The 13870-nt window shown below is 63.8% G+C and carries 16 protein-coding genes; 9 read left to right on the top strand and 7 right to left on the bottom strand.

The genetic code is table 11. The features are described from left to right. Positions 1–439 precede the first annotated feature (439 nt). Positions 440–1426, top strand: coding sequence for a helix-turn-helix domain-containing protein (locus XH91_RS19045; protein WP_128951989.1), 987 nt, complete (start codon positions 440–442; stop codon positions 1424–1426). A gap of 143 nt (positions 1427–1569) precedes the next feature. Here XH91_RS19045 and XH91_RS19040 read toward each other — a convergent pair whose 3' ends face one another. The 3 genes from XH91_RS19040 to XH91_RS19030 form a co-directional block, all read right to left on the bottom strand. Next, positions 1570–1875 carry a hypothetical protein gene (locus XH91_RS19040; RefSeq protein WP_128951988.1) on the bottom strand — a complete coding sequence of 102 codons (306 nt, stop codon included), beginning with the start codon at positions 1873–1875 and terminating at the stop codon, positions 1570–1572. A 79-nt stretch (positions 1876–1954) separates the two neighbouring features. Next, positions 1955–2620 (bottom strand): helix-turn-helix domain-containing protein, encoded by a 666-nt coding sequence (locus XH91_RS19035; RefSeq protein ID WP_128951987.1) that lies wholly within the window; start codon positions 2618–2620, stop codon positions 1955–1957. 291 nt (positions 2621–2911) lie between these two features. Next, positions 2912–3988 (bottom strand): methyl-accepting chemotaxis protein, encoded by a 1077-nt coding sequence (locus XH91_RS19030; protein WP_128951986.1) that lies wholly within the window; start codon positions 3986–3988, stop codon positions 2912–2914. Positions 3989–4262: 274 nt separating this feature from the next. On the opposite strand from XH91_RS19030, the gene recJ reads away from it, so the two are divergent. The 3 genes from recJ to XH91_RS19015 all read left to right on the top strand — a co-directional run bounded on the left by recJ (position 4263) and on the right by XH91_RS19015 (position 7845). Then, positions 4263–6104, top strand: coding sequence for a single-stranded-DNA-specific exonuclease RecJ (recJ, locus tag XH91_RS19025; RefSeq protein ID WP_128951985.1), 1842 nt, complete (start codon positions 4263–4265; stop codon positions 6102–6104). Between the two features lie 43 nt (positions 6105–6147). Continuing rightward, a complete protein-coding gene (locus tag XH91_RS19020) occupies positions 6148–6957 on the top strand; it encodes an SDR family NAD(P)-dependent oxidoreductase (RefSeq protein ID WP_164933804.1) in 810 nt (269 codons plus the stop codon). A gap of 96 nt (positions 6958–7053) precedes the next feature. After that, the gene (locus XH91_RS19015) at positions 7054–7845 is read left to right on the top strand and encodes an aldolase (protein WP_128951983.1); all 792 of its coding nucleotides are present in this window, start codon (positions 7054–7056) and stop codon (positions 7843–7845) included. A gap of 6 nt (positions 7846–7851) precedes the next feature. On the opposite strand, the gene XH91_RS19010 is transcribed toward XH91_RS19015, so the two are convergent. Next, positions 7852–9084 carry a lytic murein transglycosylase gene (locus tag XH91_RS19010; RefSeq protein WP_128951982.1) on the bottom strand — a complete coding sequence of 411 codons (1233 nt, stop codon included), beginning with the start codon at positions 9082–9084 and terminating at the stop codon, positions 7852–7854. A 135-nt stretch (positions 9085–9219) separates the two neighbouring features. Between XH91_RS19010 and XH91_RS19005 the strand changes: the two genes are divergently transcribed. The 3 genes from XH91_RS19005 to XH91_RS18995 all read left to right on the top strand — a co-directional run bounded on the left by XH91_RS19005 (position 9220) and on the right by XH91_RS18995 (position 10055). Next, positions 9220–9474, top strand: a complete 255-nt coding sequence (locus XH91_RS19005; RefSeq protein ID WP_128951981.1) for a hypothetical protein — start codon at positions 9220–9222, stop codon at positions 9472–9474. A gap of 58 nt (positions 9475–9532) precedes the next feature. Then, a complete protein-coding gene (locus XH91_RS19000) occupies positions 9533–9784 on the top strand; it encodes a hypothetical protein (RefSeq protein ID WP_128951980.1) in 252 nt (83 codons plus the stop codon). Positions 9785–9869: 85 nt separating this feature from the next. Next, positions 9870–10055, top strand: a complete 186-nt coding sequence (locus XH91_RS18995) for a hypothetical protein (protein WP_128951979.1) — start codon at positions 9870–9872, stop codon at positions 10053–10055. 1 nt (position 10056) lies between these two features. Here XH91_RS18995 and XH91_RS18990 read toward each other — a convergent pair whose 3' ends face one another. Beyond that, entirely contained in the window at positions 10057–10578 is a 522-nt protein-coding gene (locus XH91_RS18990) for a MarR family winged helix-turn-helix transcriptional regulator (protein WP_430648522.1), read from the bottom strand. A 57-nt stretch (positions 10579–10635) separates the two neighbouring features. Here XH91_RS18990 and XH91_RS18985 point away from each other — a divergent pair, with 57 nt between their 5' ends. Further along, on the top strand, positions 10636–11115 hold the full coding sequence (locus XH91_RS18985) for a carboxymuconolactone decarboxylase family protein (protein WP_128951977.1): 480 nt from the start codon (positions 10636–10638) through the stop codon (positions 11113–11115). Between the two features lie 21 nt (positions 11116–11136). Continuing rightward, positions 11137–11634, top strand: coding sequence for a cupin domain-containing protein (locus tag XH91_RS18980; protein WP_128951976.1), 498 nt, complete (start codon positions 11137–11139; stop codon positions 11632–11634). Positions 11635–11642: 8 nt separating this feature from the next. On the opposite strand, the gene XH91_RS18975 is transcribed toward XH91_RS18980, so the two are convergent. Together XH91_RS18975 and efp are read right to left on the bottom strand one after the other, a co-directional pair. Next, the gene (locus XH91_RS18975) at positions 11643–13265 is read right to left on the bottom strand and encodes a M23 family peptidase (RefSeq protein WP_128951975.1); all 1623 of its coding nucleotides are present in this window, start codon (positions 13263–13265) and stop codon (positions 11643–11645) included. A 37-nt stretch (positions 13266–13302) separates the two neighbouring features. Next, positions 13303–13869 carry an elongation factor P gene (gene efp / locus XH91_RS18970; protein WP_027557928.1) on the bottom strand — a complete coding sequence of 189 codons (567 nt, stop codon included), beginning with the start codon at positions 13867–13869 and terminating at the stop codon, positions 13303–13305. Between the last annotated feature and the right edge of the window lies 1 nt (position 13870).

Below are 13870 nucleotides of genomic sequence, written 5' to 3'. Positions count from 1 at the left end.
CAGGCGACGGCACGTTATCAGGCAGATCGGACGCATTGTCTGGTCCCTCTTTTTGGCGCTCGGGCAGACGACGACGCGTCATTGCGTCAACAATTCTTTCCTTTGCGCGCACGCATTCCGGCACGGCAAACGCCTGCCGTGTGCACTCTGCTATCCACAGAGCGCCTTCGTTCGATATCGCTGAGGTTGCAAACGGTAACCGAAGATTGGACGGCTGTGATGTGCAGTTTGTGCCAGTCCGTAGGGCCGTCGGTGAGACTTAGTGACCCACGCTCCAAATCCCCGAGAATACAGCACGTTGTAGTAAAATTTGCCTGCCGGATTTCAACAATGTTTGCCTCAAAACGCGAAGTCGGGTTGCTGCGCCCACTTCGCGTTGTAGTGGTATTTCGCTGCTGATTGCCGCAGAATTGTCGCGCTTCAGTAACAGGGTACGGTTATGGGGCAATTCCTTCTGGTTGATTCGAAGAGACTGGACGGTTTCGAAGGTCTTCATCAGGCCGTTCACGGTTCTCATGTCGACGTCATGCAGCTCGGTCGCGGGCGCTTGCGCGGGACGTTGTCCCATGTCGGGATCGGCGACTTCTCGCTCAGCATCGGCGCATTCAACGTCGGCATGCGCACCCAGCGTGTCTCCAGCGACGACAAGTTGATCATCGGAATGCTGCTGTCGGCGGAGGATCGCGTGGCCCATTGGTCGTTCGACATGCAGCTCAACGACGTGCTTGTGATCCCGCCGCTGCTGGAGCATGACGGGGTTTTTCATGGTGCCTCCGCTTATGCCGCCATGCGGTTCGATCTCGATGAGGTCGCCTCTCTGTTCGGCGGTGAAGCGCGGCTGAGCGATCCTGATACCTGGCGCAGCCGCGGCCATTTCCGGGCGGATCTCGAGACCGGCGCGATCGCATCGCGCCGCCTGGTCCGGATCATGTCGCATTTGCGCACGCACAACGGAGGCCTGACGCCGTCCACGGCCGATTTCTGGAAGCGATCGATCGTCGAATGCATGGCGGCGAATGTCATGTCGTCGCTGCCGCCCGACGACGAGGGTTGGCTGCCGTCGGCAAGGCGGCTCATCCGTCGGGTCGAAGAGCATCTCGACGCAGCAGGCAATCGTCCGGTGCATGTGTCGGAGATCTGCGCGGCGCTCGGCGTATCGCGGCGTACCCTGCATCGCGCCTTTCAGGAGGTGTTTGGCCTGGGTCCGGTCAGCTTCCTCCGCCACAAGCGGCTCTGCGCGGTTCATTCCATTCTGCGCGATAGCGCGCCCGGCTCGGTCACCGTGGCAGCCGTTGCGATGGGGCAGGGCTTTTATGAGCTCGGCCGGTTCGCGCAATATTACCTGGCGATGTTCGGGGAGCGCCCGTCGCAGACGCTGGGAGGGGTAACTTGGCACGCGGCCGAGGAGAGCATCGGCGGGGCCTGAAGCGAGATGAGATTGGCTTCAATCGTCATCGCGCTTCAGCTCTTTGTTTGAGCATGATCTCCTCGCAAACGCGTCCGCGTTTGTCGCAAGGGAAAACCGCTTCACACTTTCCGAATCCCTTGGGATCGCGAGCGGCAAGGGGGTTACGCATCCTGGCTGCTCAAAGCGACCGAAGCAAAGCAGCGCCCACGGACATCGACCGGCTGCTGACAGGCATCCCCGATCCCGGGTTTGATTCTAGTCGGCACCCGCACTGGCGCGGTGTCGCGCGCGTGGGATCTCGTCAGCTTGACGGGCAGTCTGTCGCTCTTGGCTGCGCGAACAACAATCTGACTGGCGTCCGCCGGGTCTGTTCCCAGGCTCCAGAGGGCATTCTGGTGGACCGCGACCGAGCTGGTAATCCCCACCAGATAGGTAAGGGAGTGCAATGTGAGCGTCTTAGTGAGCATGACCATTCCTCCCGTTGGCCTCGCAGGGGTCTAGGCCGTTCTCGCCCCGGTCCCAGCCAAGGCGAGTTCCGCTGCAAAATCAGGCGTCGAGCTTTGAAAGCCGGTCTCGATCGAGCACCTCGAGCCGCCGCTGCGTCGTTCCGTCAAATCGCAAGACCTGGTCGTCCCGCAAGATCGACAGGGCGCGTGAAACGGTTTCGAGGGTGAGTCCGAGGTAATCCGCAATGTCGCGGCGCGTCATCGGCAGGTCCATGACCGTCGGATGTGCCAGCCGGTCGTCCATTTCGAGCAGGAATGCAGCCACCTTCTCCAGGGATGTCTTCCGTCCCAGGAGCAACATGTGATTCTCGGCGTGCTGAAGATTTTGGGTGACGAAGCCGATCAGGTGTTGTGGCCCTGTGGCCTGGTTGGGCATCGCCCCCAGAAGGTTGCTTCGCGTCATGATGCGCACATCGGTCTCGACGATGGCTTCAGCGGTAAAGCGGTGCGTTTCGTTGTTCTCGAAACCGAACATGTCGCCGGGCAAGTGAAACGCGTTGATTTGGCGCCTTCCGTCCGGGAGCAGCTTGTAGGTACGCACGGCGCCGGAATTGATCTGATAAACGTATTCCGCGTCCTCGCCCTCGCCGAAAATCTCGGTGCCTCTGCGATATCTGAATGCGCTGCAGAACGCTCGATCCCCGGCAACGGCAGCCAAATGGCCGTCGATCGGATGGCGGTGCGCCGTATTGACCCTGACCAGCATGAGCCGACCTCCCGCGATTTTCGGGAATAATTGGCAGAGACGGCCGTGCCGGCTTTGATCGGGCGCAAACTCGCCGCGACCTACGTAATTGTCCGGAGCGCGATCGGGTTCATCGTGCCGCGCGACGATGCCGGATCGCGGACCTCGCGACCATCACAGCTTGCCGGTGTTTTGCCCGACGGGTCAACACATATTCTGCATTCCCGAAACCCGAGACATCGCGGGGTTTCCACTGTGCATGGGGTTGTTTTCACGGTTTGGGGTGAAGAGCCGGGCCGGCCGGTTCCGGCCCTACGCGCCGCAGACGATCACGCCGTACCAGCCGAGCCCGCGATAGGTCTCGTAGCCCGGTGTGGCATGGAAGGCGATCATCGCGCCTGTCCGGTCGTTGTAAAAGCCGGAGCGCTGGCCATCGAGCGAAAGCGGTATGCGCTCGCTCAAAATGCCCTGGCCGTCGGAGGCGGCGATCACACGGAAATGCGAGTCGACCAGCAGCACGCGGGCCTTGTCGGTGTCGCCGACGCGCACGCCCTGCACGATCGCGCGGGCCTGCGGTTCCCAGTCGAAATGGATGGCGAGCACGCCGATCGGCGCGCCGTGGGCCTCCCCGCCGGCGCGGACGCTGGCGCAGTAGGTTGCGACCTGCGCGTTGCCGAGCAGCGGCTGGTTCTCGACGTCGCCGGCGACATAATCGTCACCGGAGCGCAGGGTCTTCGCCTCGCGAAACCATTTGGTGTGGGCGACGTTCTGGCCGACGACCCGAAAACGATCCGCGCGGCCATTGGCGATAACGTTGCCGTCGAGGTCGCAGAGCCAGAGGTCGAGGTAAACGGTGTAGGCGCCGAGGATGACGCCGAGCCGCTGCGAGGCATGGGCGACCGCGGCCGGGGCGGGAGAGGCGGCGCAATCGACCACGGCCGAGTCCGTCGCCCACCAGCGTACGTCGCAGGTGCGCTCATAGAGGTTGCGGTCGATCAGCTCGATCGCGTTCAGGGACAAATCCATCATGCGCTCGCCGCGCGAGCGCTGGCTCATGCGCTCGATCGAGGCGACCAGATCGCCGGTGCGCTTGGTCAGCTGGGTCTCGAGCTCGCGTGCGATGGTCTCGACCTGCTGGCCGACGCCGCGCACCTCCTGCGCCACCACCGCAAAGCCCGCGCCTTGCGCGCCGGCCCGCGAGCTCTCGATCAGCGCGTTCAGCGCCAGCATCTTCATCTGGTTGGTGATCTGCTGGATCGACTTGGTCTTGTCGACCGCGATCTGGTTGACCTCCGCGGTCAGGCGGTTGATCAGCGCGGAGATGTCGGAATCGTCGTTGGCGGGCTCAGTGGTAACAGGCTTGGATTTCAAACCCAGCGCAGCAGACATCGGGGGACTTCCCTTGGCAATGACGTCTGACCTGCAATGACCCGGAACAAAAAATTGCAGATCGAATAAGACTCGTTTTCGAAGATTCCTGCTAACGCTCACTTAATTTGCTGTCCGCGCGACTGCTCAAATGGTAGTCAACTCGCTCAGCATTTCAGCAATCCACCGCTTTGTGGGCCGCTGACATTGCAATTCGCCAGGATTCCCAATGAATCCAGCGATCGGAAGCGGCCACGCGCCGCTGCTTGTGCCCGGACCATTTGAACCACGAATCATGACGCCGCCCGCCACCGCCTTGCCCGTCGAGATGCCCCAGGCGTTCCTGGGTGTGGCGCGCTCGCTCACCGACAAGCTTTGGCGCGACCGGCTGGATGCAAGAGGTGCGGCCAAGGCGCTTGCCATCGTGCAGCAGCACCAACTGCCGGAACTGCTGGCGCGGGTGCTGGCCGGCCGCGGCGTCGAGATCGATGCCGTCCCTGATTTCCTCGATCCGACCATTCGAAAACTCATGCCGGATCCGTTCACGGTGACGGAGATGGAAACGGCCGCGAAGCGCATCGCCGACGCGGCCGCGAAGGGCGAGACCGTCGCGATCTTCGGCGATTACGACGTCGACGGCGCGACCTCCGCAGCGCTGCTGGCCTGGCACCTGCGCCATTGCGGGCTCGATCCTCTGATCCATATTCCCGACCGCATCTTCGAGGGCTACGGCCCCAACGTCGAAGCCGTGCGAGGCCTCGCGGCCAAGGGCGCCACGCTGCTCGTCACGGTGGATTGCGGCACGACCAGCATCGAGCCGCTCGCTGAAGCGAAGCGGCTGGGTATGTCCGTGGTGGTGATCGACCATCATCAGACCGGCACGGAGCTGCCGGAGGTCGATGCCCTGGTCAATCCGAACCGGCTCGACGATCTCTCCGGCCTTGGTCATCTCGCCGCCGTCGGTCTCGTGCTCGTCACGCTGGTTGCGGTCAACAGAGAGCTGCGCCAGCGCGGCTTCTGGAAGGCGGAGATGCCTGAGCCCGATTTGCTCGGCATGCTGCATCACGTTGCACTCGGCACCGTCGCCGACGTCGCTCCGTTGATCGGGTTGAATCGCGCCTTCGTCGCGAAAGGGCTGATCGCGATGCGCCGGCGCGACCATGTCGGCCATACCGCGTTGATGGATGTGGCACGACTCAACGGCCCGCCCGAAGCCTGGCATCTCGGCTTCATGCTGGGCCCGCGCATCAATGCCGGCGGCCGCATCGGCCGCGCAGATCTCGGTGTCCGGTTGCTGCTCGAAGGCGACAGTGTCGAGGCCGCGCGGATCGCGGCCGAACTCGACCGCCTCAACAGCGAGCGCCGCGTCATCGAGCAGGCCGCCGAAGCGCAGGCCGAGGCCGAGGCGCTGGCCTCGATCGGGCTGGAGGACAAGCTCGGCGTCATCGTCACGGCGTCCGAAGGCTGGCATCCTGGTGTGGTCGGTCTCGTTGCCTCGCGGCTAAAGGAGAAGTTCTCGCGGCCCGCCTTTGCGATCGCGCTGGAGCCCGGCGGCATCGGCACCGGCTCGGGCCGCTCGATTGCCGGCGTCGATCTTGGCAAAGTGGTGCGGCAGGCCGTGGCTGACGGCATTCTGCTGAAAGGCGGCGGCCACGCGATGGCCGCGGGCGTGACGCTCCGCAAAGAGAAGCTCGCCGAATTCCGCGCCTATCTCGAAAACGCGCTGGCGCAGGACATTGCCGAAGCGCGCCACGTCAACGAGCTCTATGTTGATGGGGCGGTCTCGGCGCGCGCGGTGACAACGGAGCTTGCCACCACGCTCAATCGGGCCGGACCGTTTGGTAGTGGTAATCCAGAGCCTGTGCTGGCGCTGCCGGCGCATCAGCTCGTCTTTGCCGAGGAGGTAGGGCAGGCGCACTTGAGGCTGCGCTTCAAATCTGGCGACGGCGCGATCGTCAACGGCATCGCGTTCCGCTCGGTCGGGCAAAAGCTGGGTCATGCGCTTCTGGCCAATCGCGGCCAGCAACTGCATGTCGCAGGATCGTTGTCGGTCGATCGCTACCAGGGTGCCGAGCGCGTGCAATTCCGCGTCATCGACGTCGCACTTCCGGACCAGGGACCATCCGTGATTAGGTAACGGCCTCGAACAAAAAAGTTCAAGCAACAAAATGGGAGTGAGCATGGCAGGGCAGGTTGAGGGTAAGGTCGCGCTGGTGACGGGCGGCGCCTCAGGTATTGGCGAGGCCATTGTCGAGCTGTTTGCGCGCGAAGGCGCGACTGTCGTCATCACCGACATCGATGAGTTGCGCGGCCCCGAACTTGCCACGCGAGTGATAAGGGCCGGCGGCAAGGCGATCTTCTTGGAACAGGACGTCACCAGCGAGGATCGCTGGATCGAGATCGCAGCTGAGATCGCCAAGCGCTATGGCCGGCTCGATATCATGGTCTCCAACGCCGGCATCGGCATTGCCGTGCCGTCGATCACCGACATGACTCTCGCCGACTGGCGCAAGCAGAACGCGATCAATCTCGACGGCGTGTTTCTCTCGGTGAAGCATTGCTTGCCGCTGATGCGCAGGCATGGCGGCGGCTCGATCATCATGATGTCCTCGCTGGCGGGGCTGCGAGGTGCGCCGGGCCTGTCGGCCTATTCGGCGACCAAGGGCGGCGTGCGCCTGTTTGCAAAATCGATTGCGATGGAGTGCGCGGCCGCCGGCGACGGCATTCGCGTCAACTCGGTCCATCCCGGCATCATCGACACGCCGATCTGGGGGAAGATCCCGACCGGGGCGACTGGTGCCGGCCAGAACGCGCCGATCGATCCGGAGGAGCGCGCCAAGGTGGCGACACCGCTCGGCCGCGCCGGCCAGGCCGCGGAGATTGCTTCTGGCGTACTGTATCTGGCGTCAGATGCCTCGCGCTACGTCACCGGCAGCGAGCTTGTGATTGACGGCGGAATGAACGCGGGCGCGGTGCCGCGGCGGGCGTGAGACGTGCAGGGCAGGGTGGCGGCTGCAGGGGCTGACGCACGGGCGTCGGCCCTGTAAAACGCTGCCGTCTCCTGCCTGAAAGAGGTCTACTTCGCCATGGCGCACAGCCTTCACGCCTCCTCACCTGCAGCCGTTCGCTCGAACCGGCCGGACCTCGCCACCGATGCGATCCGTAGCGCGCGCGAGGATCTTGCCGCCTGTTTTCGCATGGCCGCGCGCAATGGTTTTGAGGAGGGCATCTGCAATCACTTCTCGGCCGTCGTGCCCGGCCATGACGATCTCTTCCTGGTCAACCCCTACGGCTACGCCTTTCGCGAGCTGACCGCGTCAAAGCTCCTGATCTGCGATTTCCACGGCCATGTGCTCGACGGTGACGGCGAGCCCGAAGCGACCGCATTCTACATCCACGCCGAGATGCACAAGCGCCTGCCTCGGGCCAAGGTCGCCTTCCACACCCACATGCCCTATGCCACGGCGTTGTCGATGACCGAGGGCGATCCGCTGATCTGGGCCGGCCAGACCGCGCTGAAGTTCTACGGCCGGACGGCGGTGGACCGCGACTACAACGGCCTCGCCCTCGATGTCAGCGAAGGCGCGCGTATCGCATCAGCGGTCGGCGATGCCGACATCGTCTTCATGAAGCATCACGGCGTGATGGTGCTGGCGCCGACCATCGCAGAAGCTTGGGACGATCTCTACTACCTCGAACGCGCGGCCGAAGTGCAGGTGCTGGCGATGTCGACCGGGCGCAAGGTGCTACCCGTCGATCCCGCGATCGCGGCCGCGACCTACAAGCAAATGCGCGAGGGCGATTCCGAATCCGCGCGACTGCACCTCGCCGCGATCCGGCGTCAGCTCGATGCGGAAGAGCCGCAGTATCGGCACTGAGGCTGCTTAAGATCCCTGCCGCAACTTTGCCAGCACCTTCAGCCCGCCGTAACCATCGGCGGGTGCGATGCCGGCGCGTTGCTGAAAATCCTTGATGGCCTTCATCGTGTCGTTGCCGACGCGGCCGTCGGTGCCGCCGGTATCGAAACCGGCCTTGGTCAGCCGCGTCTGCATCTCCTGCACCTCGGCGAGCGTCAAGATGCGCTCGGAGCCGGGGAAGGGTTGGATGAAGGGCGGCGCGCCGAGGCAACGGTCGCCGAGATGGCAGATTGCGAGCGCATAGTTCATCGACGGATTGTAGCTCTTCACCGCATAGAAGTTTGGTCCCAGCAGGAACGTCGGCCCGCCCGCAACCGGCGTCCACATCTGCGCAGATGCATTTGGCTGTGGGAACGGCTGGCCATTGGCGCGGGTGACACCGGCCGCCTGCCATGCCGCATAGGTGCGGCTGCCGCTGATCTCGCCGGATGCGCGCACCTCATAGCCCCAATGCTCGCCACGGCGCCACTTGCCGCGATTGACGAGATATTTCGCCGTCGACCCGAGCGCATCGTCGGGCTTGCCGAACGGCGAGACCTTGCCGTCGCCGTCATAGTCGATGCCGACATTGAGCCAGACCTCGGGCATCCATTGCGAATTCCCCATCGCGCCGGCCCATGAGCCGCGCATCTCCTCGGGAGTGCTCCAGCCCTTGTCGACGATGCGCAAGGCGTTGATGAGCTCGGCCTCCCAATAGGCTTTTCGCCGCGGCTCGTTCCAGGCAAGCGCGGCGAGCGAGGGAAACACCGGCGTCATGTGGTTCTGCTGCACCAGCGGATCGCCGTAAGCGGACTCCACGCCCCACAGCGCCAGCAGCGTGCCGCGCTCGACGCCGAAATCCCGTTCGATGCGCGCGAACAACGCTTCATTGTTCTTCAGCGCGATCTTGCCGTTGATGATGCGCCAGTCGGAGACACGCCGGTTGATGTATTGCCAGACCTGTTCGTGGAATTCGGGCTGGCTGCGCATCTGCTTGAACACGCTCATGTCGGGTTCGACCCGCGCCATCGCGCGTTGCCACGTCCCCGCCGAAATGCCCTTGGCCATCGCGCGGACACGAAAACCTTCGCGCCATTCATCGAAGCCAGGCGGCGACGCAAGCACTTGCGCCGGTGAGGTCAGCAGCACAGCTGCGCCAAGCGAAAATTGAAGCAGGGCGCGGCGGGCGATGCGATTGTCCGGGGAATCAGCTTGTTTCATAGGAGCATTGTAGCCGGATTCACGCAGGCATGGGGATGGTTCCCGGAACACGGGCGCCTTTGCATGCCGCATGTTCGGTGCGGAACAAAGTGTCGCACGTCTGCATTCTCTTCGCACAACACTGAGGAGGACAAGATGCGGAAATATCTGTTTGCGGCCGCCATGGTCACGGCTATTGCGGCTCCGGCTTTTGCGGATGAGGTCGGCGTTCACGTCGGTCCGGTCGGCGCCGGCGTGACGGTTGGTGAGTCTCATGAGTATCGCGATCGCGATCGCGACCATACCACCGTGATCAAGGAGCGTGAGCCCGCTGACCGCACGACTGTGATCAAGAAGGAAGACGCGTTCGGCAATCGCAGCAAGACCGTGATTCATCACGACAATGATTGACGGAGCAGGGCCCTGGCCAATCGCCGGGGCCCGCTTTTCAACGGGATTTTGGGGTGGAATGAAGATACGCGCGCATGCGGAAAGCCATGTCGTCGAACTCGACGACGGATCGTGCTGGCAGATTTTTCCCGGCGATCTTGCGGCGACGCTGAGCTGGAAACCTGAAACCGAGCTGCACCTGTCACCCAGCGGCGACCGCGTGAGTTCGCATGTGCTTGTCAATGGCGCCGACCAGAGCCGCGTCCGCGTCATCGCCGCCGGCCAAGACTGGCCGGACGGCGAGGTTAAGAAAGTGTTGAAGGGCGGATAGGCGCAGATCTGCGCGAGGCCGGATATCCATTTTTTGACTACGCCGCTTTACGCTCGGTTCGCTTCTGCCTGCGCAGAATGCGTCCATGCGCGAGCTGTTCGACATCATCCACGCCAATCCCTGGCCCTTTGGCGCGGGGTTGTTCGTGGTGATCCTGATGATCATCGCTGAGAATTTTGGCCGCGGCATTCAAGGTGACGGCGCGACGGGCGGCGACTTCTTCGATGCCGGTGGGTGCGATGGTGGCGGCGACGGAGGAGGCTGCGACTAGCCTAGTCCTCCTGCAGCTCGGTCGCGACATTGGCGAGCCAGCGGCGAATGCTTGCCTCCGCCTTGGCATCGAGGCCATTGGCCAGACGCTTCTCCAATCCAATCACGCGTTCCCTGCACGCCTTCAGCAGCGTCGCTCCGCGCGACGTCAGCGTCCATTGCTGGATACGGCCGTGAACGGGATGCGGCGTCATCATGATCGCACCGTCGCGCGCGAGGTTGCGGATGATCACGCCGACGGTCTGTGGCGTCAGGAAGGTGAGGCGGGCGACGTCGGCTCCTGACAGGCCCGGATAGGCGTTCAGCATGGTCAACACGGCGAATTGCGGCGAGGTCACACCGAGATCGGCCAAGGTGCGTTCCATCTTCAGCCGGACGGCGGCGTGGGCCTGGCGCAACAGGTAGCCGAGATAGCCCTGCTCGCCGCGCTTGCCCTCGCCGGGGGCGGGCACGTGCACTGCGGCCTCCCGCCGGGATGCGGTCTGCTCCGGTTTCGATTTCGTGATGCTAGCCGGCTTGCGCATAATGTAAGAGCTCTTATAAGATGTAAGCAGTCTTACAATATCACGAGGTGAACCGCAATGTCACACGCGCGCAGCGAATACGAGGATTTCAAGCGGATCGCGCCCGATGCGTATGATCTGGTGCTGGCGCTCGGCCAGGTCGCGGCCAAGGCCGGGCTCGACAAGCAACTGCTCGAGCTGGTCAAGTTGCGTGCCTCGCAGATCAATGGATGCGCCTTCTGCGTACAGCATCATGTGCTTCTCTCGGAGCGGCTCGGGGTGCCCGCCGACAAGCTGCATCTCGTTGCGGTCTGGCGCGAGGCACCAATCTACTCGGCGCGCGAACGTGCGGCACTGGCGTGGGCCGAGGCGCTGACCTTGCTGCCCGACCGCTTCGGCGACGAGGTCTATGCCGAAGTGCAGCGCGAATTCTCCGAGACCGACCTGATGTACCTGACGTCGGCCATTGCCTCGATCAACGTCTGGAACCGCTTTGGCGCGGCCTTTCGCTGGACGCCGCCGAAGCGGCAGGTCGCTGCCAACACCGCGACATCCTGATTGAAACGAGGGGAGATGATCATGACGGCTTTGAGTTTGGCGACCGCGCCGCGCCCATCGCGATCGACGGTTTTGGCCATCGTCGGCGGGCTCGCATGCGCATTCGCGATCGGCAGGGGGTTGCCGGTCGCAATGGACACCGTATCAGGCGCGCTCGCGCCGCTCTGTGCTACCGCTGCCGAGAGCTCGCCGCTCGACAAGGTCGAGCCGATCGGCTCCTACGCGCTGCCGAACGTGCCGGGCAAGCGGGTCACCATCGTGCGCGTCTTCTACGGCCCTGGCGGGTTTTCGCGGCCGCACCGGCATGCGGGGTCAGTGACCGCCTACATCACCAAGGGCGAGATCCGCTCCCAGCTCGGCGGCGGTCCGGTCGAGACGTTCGGTGTTGGCCAGTCCTTCTTCGAGCCGCCGGGCGCGACGCATCTGGTCTCCGCAAATGCCAGCACCACGGAGCCGGCCGAACTCATCGCCGTATTCGTGGCGGACGAAGGCGCGCAGCTCACGACGTATCTGGATTAGCGGGCCGCTCAGTTTTCTTCGCTGCCCGATCCCTCGCGCAGATCGGGCTTGATGACATCGTCGGGCAGCGCGTGCGCGACCGGTTGCGGAGTGCCGGCGATCTCCGTGCCGATCTCGCGCCCGCGGGCACGAATCAGGCGCTCATAGGCCGAGACCAGCGTGACGTAGGGGCTGACCCAGATCCAGCCGTCGCGGGTGAACACCTGGACGTCAAAGTGCAGGTGCATCGACGTTCCTGCGGGATGATCGAGATAGTTCGAGATCACGCCGATCTTCTCGCCCTCGGTGACGATGCGGCCATTGAGCACTCCGTCGGCGTTCAACGCCTGCGGGTTCATGTGCATGTAGCGAAAGCGGATGTGCTCGGTGCGGCTGTTGACTTCGAGCGTCGCCGCCTGATCCTTGGAGCCCCGGATCACCATGGCGTCGCGGACGGCAACGACGCCGCGTTGCTTGGGATCGCAAGGCTCTCGGGCATCGCCAGGCGAGGGGCAGTCGGCCGCGCGAATGTCCTCGCCCTGGTGGCCGAAGCCGCCGCCGCACTGCCAGACTTCGAAGCTGCGGGACTCGCAGAAATTGTCACGCCAGGGATAGGCGGTCGGGCCGTCGTCCTTGTCGCGCTTGGCGTAGGACTGCGAATGCACGAAGGCCGGCGCCTTCTCCAGCGGGAAGCGGATCTGCGCATAGGCCATCGCATCGGGATGGCCACCCTGTTTGCGATAGCCGGTGTTCGGAATGATGTCGCCGCTGGGCCGGTAGCCGAAATCCGCCGAACGGGCAGTGGGGCGATCCATCACATTTGATGCAACGTCCATCAGTGGCCGCATGCGCTGGCCGCCTGCGACGCGCAGCGCCTTCAGGAAGCGCTCGGCGACCGGATAGGCCTCCTTGCATGCGAGCCGCCGTGGTTTTGCGACGCTGTCCAGGCACTGGATCGACACCACATAGGCGACGCCAAACCGCGTGAAGGCGTAGCGCACATAGCCTTCGCGGATGAACTTGCGCAGATCCGGATAGATGGACGCGAGCGGCTTGACCGGCTCGCCCTTGCCACCGGCAGGATCGGCGATGTCGTAGACGAGCGCCGATCCTGTGATCTGAATCTCGACCGGCCTCGTGAAGACACGTGGCGGCATGCCGTCGCCAGCGCCTGGCTCGAATGAGAATGTTGCGCTGTAGCCGGCGGGGCCAGCGTCGAACATGTCGACGGGATTGAAATCGGCCTGGTAGCGCGAAAGCGCTGTTGTGGCCGGAGCCCCGTTGCGTTGCGCCTCGAGATAGGCCGCAGCATCGAACGGCAGCAGCACGGGAACCGAGCTACGGGCAATGCCGGTGAAGAATTGCGAGGAGACCGCGTTGAGCTGCACCAGCGCGGGCATTCCACGCGGATCGAAGCGCGGCACAAAGCGCCGCGGCACGAAGATGAAATCACCGGCGATCTGCGGGCGGCCGTTGATCTCGGAGCGGAGTTGGTCCAGCGCTGCGCGCCAATCGACGTGCAGGGCTGTGAGGGACGGGCTGCGGATCTCATCCGCAGCGACCGGCGTGGCGGTGAGGAGTGCGAGCGACGCCAGAAGGTGTGAGACGAAGCGGAAACTCTTCCCAACCACTGTCTCGCCCCCCGGCGGCACTTGCCCTGATCCTCGATCGCTTGGCTTAGTCCTTGGCCTAGTCCTTGGCGCGTTCGGAATAGGAGCCGTCTTCGGTCATCACCACGATGCGGGTGCCGACCGAGATGTGCGGCGGCACGGTGGTGCGGACGCCGTTGGACAGCACCGCCGGCTTGTACGACGACGAGGCGGTCTGGCCCTTGGTCACCGGCTCGGTCTCAACCACTTCCAGCGTCACGCGCTGCGGCAGCGCGAGCGAGACCACGTTGACGTCGTGGGTCGACAGCTTGACGGTCATGTCCGGTTGGAGATAGGCGGCCGCGTCGCCGACGACGTCCTTTGAGACCTGGACTTGGTCGTAGGTCTCCGGATTCATGAAGTGGAAGCCGTCGCCGTCTTCGTACAGGAAGGTGTAGTTGCGCTCTTCGATCGTGGCCTTTTCGACCTGGTCGGTGGTCTTGTAGCGCTCGGAGATCTTTACCCCGTCCGAGATTCGGCGCATTTCGATCTGGCTGACCGGCGTGCCCTTACCGGGATGGATGTTCTCGGCGCTCACGACGACATAAAGCTTGCCGTCTTGCTCGATGACGTTGCCCTTGCGAATAGAACTGGCGATGACTCTCAAA

The sequence above is a fragment of the Bradyrhizobium guangzhouense genome (assembly GCF_004114955.1).
GTDB lineage: Bacteria > Pseudomonadota > Alphaproteobacteria > Rhizobiales > Xanthobacteraceae > Bradyrhizobium > Bradyrhizobium guangzhouense.
The sequence above is the reverse complement of the archived record's forward strand: the minus strand, read 5'-3'. Positions and strand labels throughout refer to the sequence as shown.

Coding starts and splice junctions, on each gene's coding strand:
- recJ (WP_128951985.1), top strand. CDS start 4,263: ATGACGCCGCCCGCCACCGCCTTGCCCGTCGAGATGCCCCAGGCGTTC.
- XH91_RS18980 (WP_128951976.1), top strand. CDS start 11,137: ATGACGGCTTTGAGTTTGGCGACCGCGCCGCGCCCATCGCGATCGACG.
- XH91_RS19015 (WP_128951983.1), top strand. CDS start 7,054: ATGGCGCACAGCCTTCACGCCTCCTCACCTGCAGCCGTTCGCTCGAAC.
- XH91_RS18985 (WP_128951977.1), top strand. CDS start 10,636: ATGTCACACGCGCGCAGCGAATACGAGGATTTCAAGCGGATCGCGCCC.
- XH91_RS19020 (WP_164933804.1), top strand. CDS start 6,148: ATGGCAGGGCAGGTTGAGGGTAAGGTCGCGCTGGTGACGGGCGGCGCC.
- XH91_RS18995 (WP_128951979.1), top strand. CDS start 9,870: ATGCGCGAGCTGTTCGACATCATCCACGCCAATCCCTGGCCCTTTGGC.
- XH91_RS19040 (WP_128951988.1), bottom strand. CDS start 1,875: ATGCTCACTAAGACGCTCACATTGCACTCCCTTACCTATCTGGTGGGG.
- XH91_RS19045 (WP_128951989.1), top strand. CDS start 440: ATGGGGCAATTCCTTCTGGTTGATTCGAAGAGACTGGACGGTTTCGAA.
- XH91_RS19000 (WP_128951980.1), top strand. CDS start 9,533: ATGAAGATACGCGCGCATGCGGAAAGCCATGTCGTCGAACTCGACGAC.
- XH91_RS19035 (WP_128951987.1), bottom strand. CDS start 2,620: ATGCTGGTCAGGGTCAATACGGCGCACCGCCATCCGATCGACGGCCAT.
- XH91_RS18990 (WP_430648522.1), bottom strand. CDS start 10,578: ATGCGCAAGCCGGCTAGCATCACGAAATCGAAACCGGAGCAGACCGCA.
- XH91_RS19005 (WP_128951981.1), top strand. CDS start 9,220: ATGCGGAAATATCTGTTTGCGGCCGCCATGGTCACGGCTATTGCGGCT.
- XH91_RS19030 (WP_128951986.1), bottom strand. CDS start 3,988: ATGTCTGCTGCGCTGGGTTTGAAATCCAAGCCTGTTACCACTGAGCCC.
- XH91_RS19010 (WP_128951982.1), bottom strand. CDS start 9,084: ATGAAACAAGCTGATTCCCCGGACAATCGCATCGCCCGCCGCGCCCTG.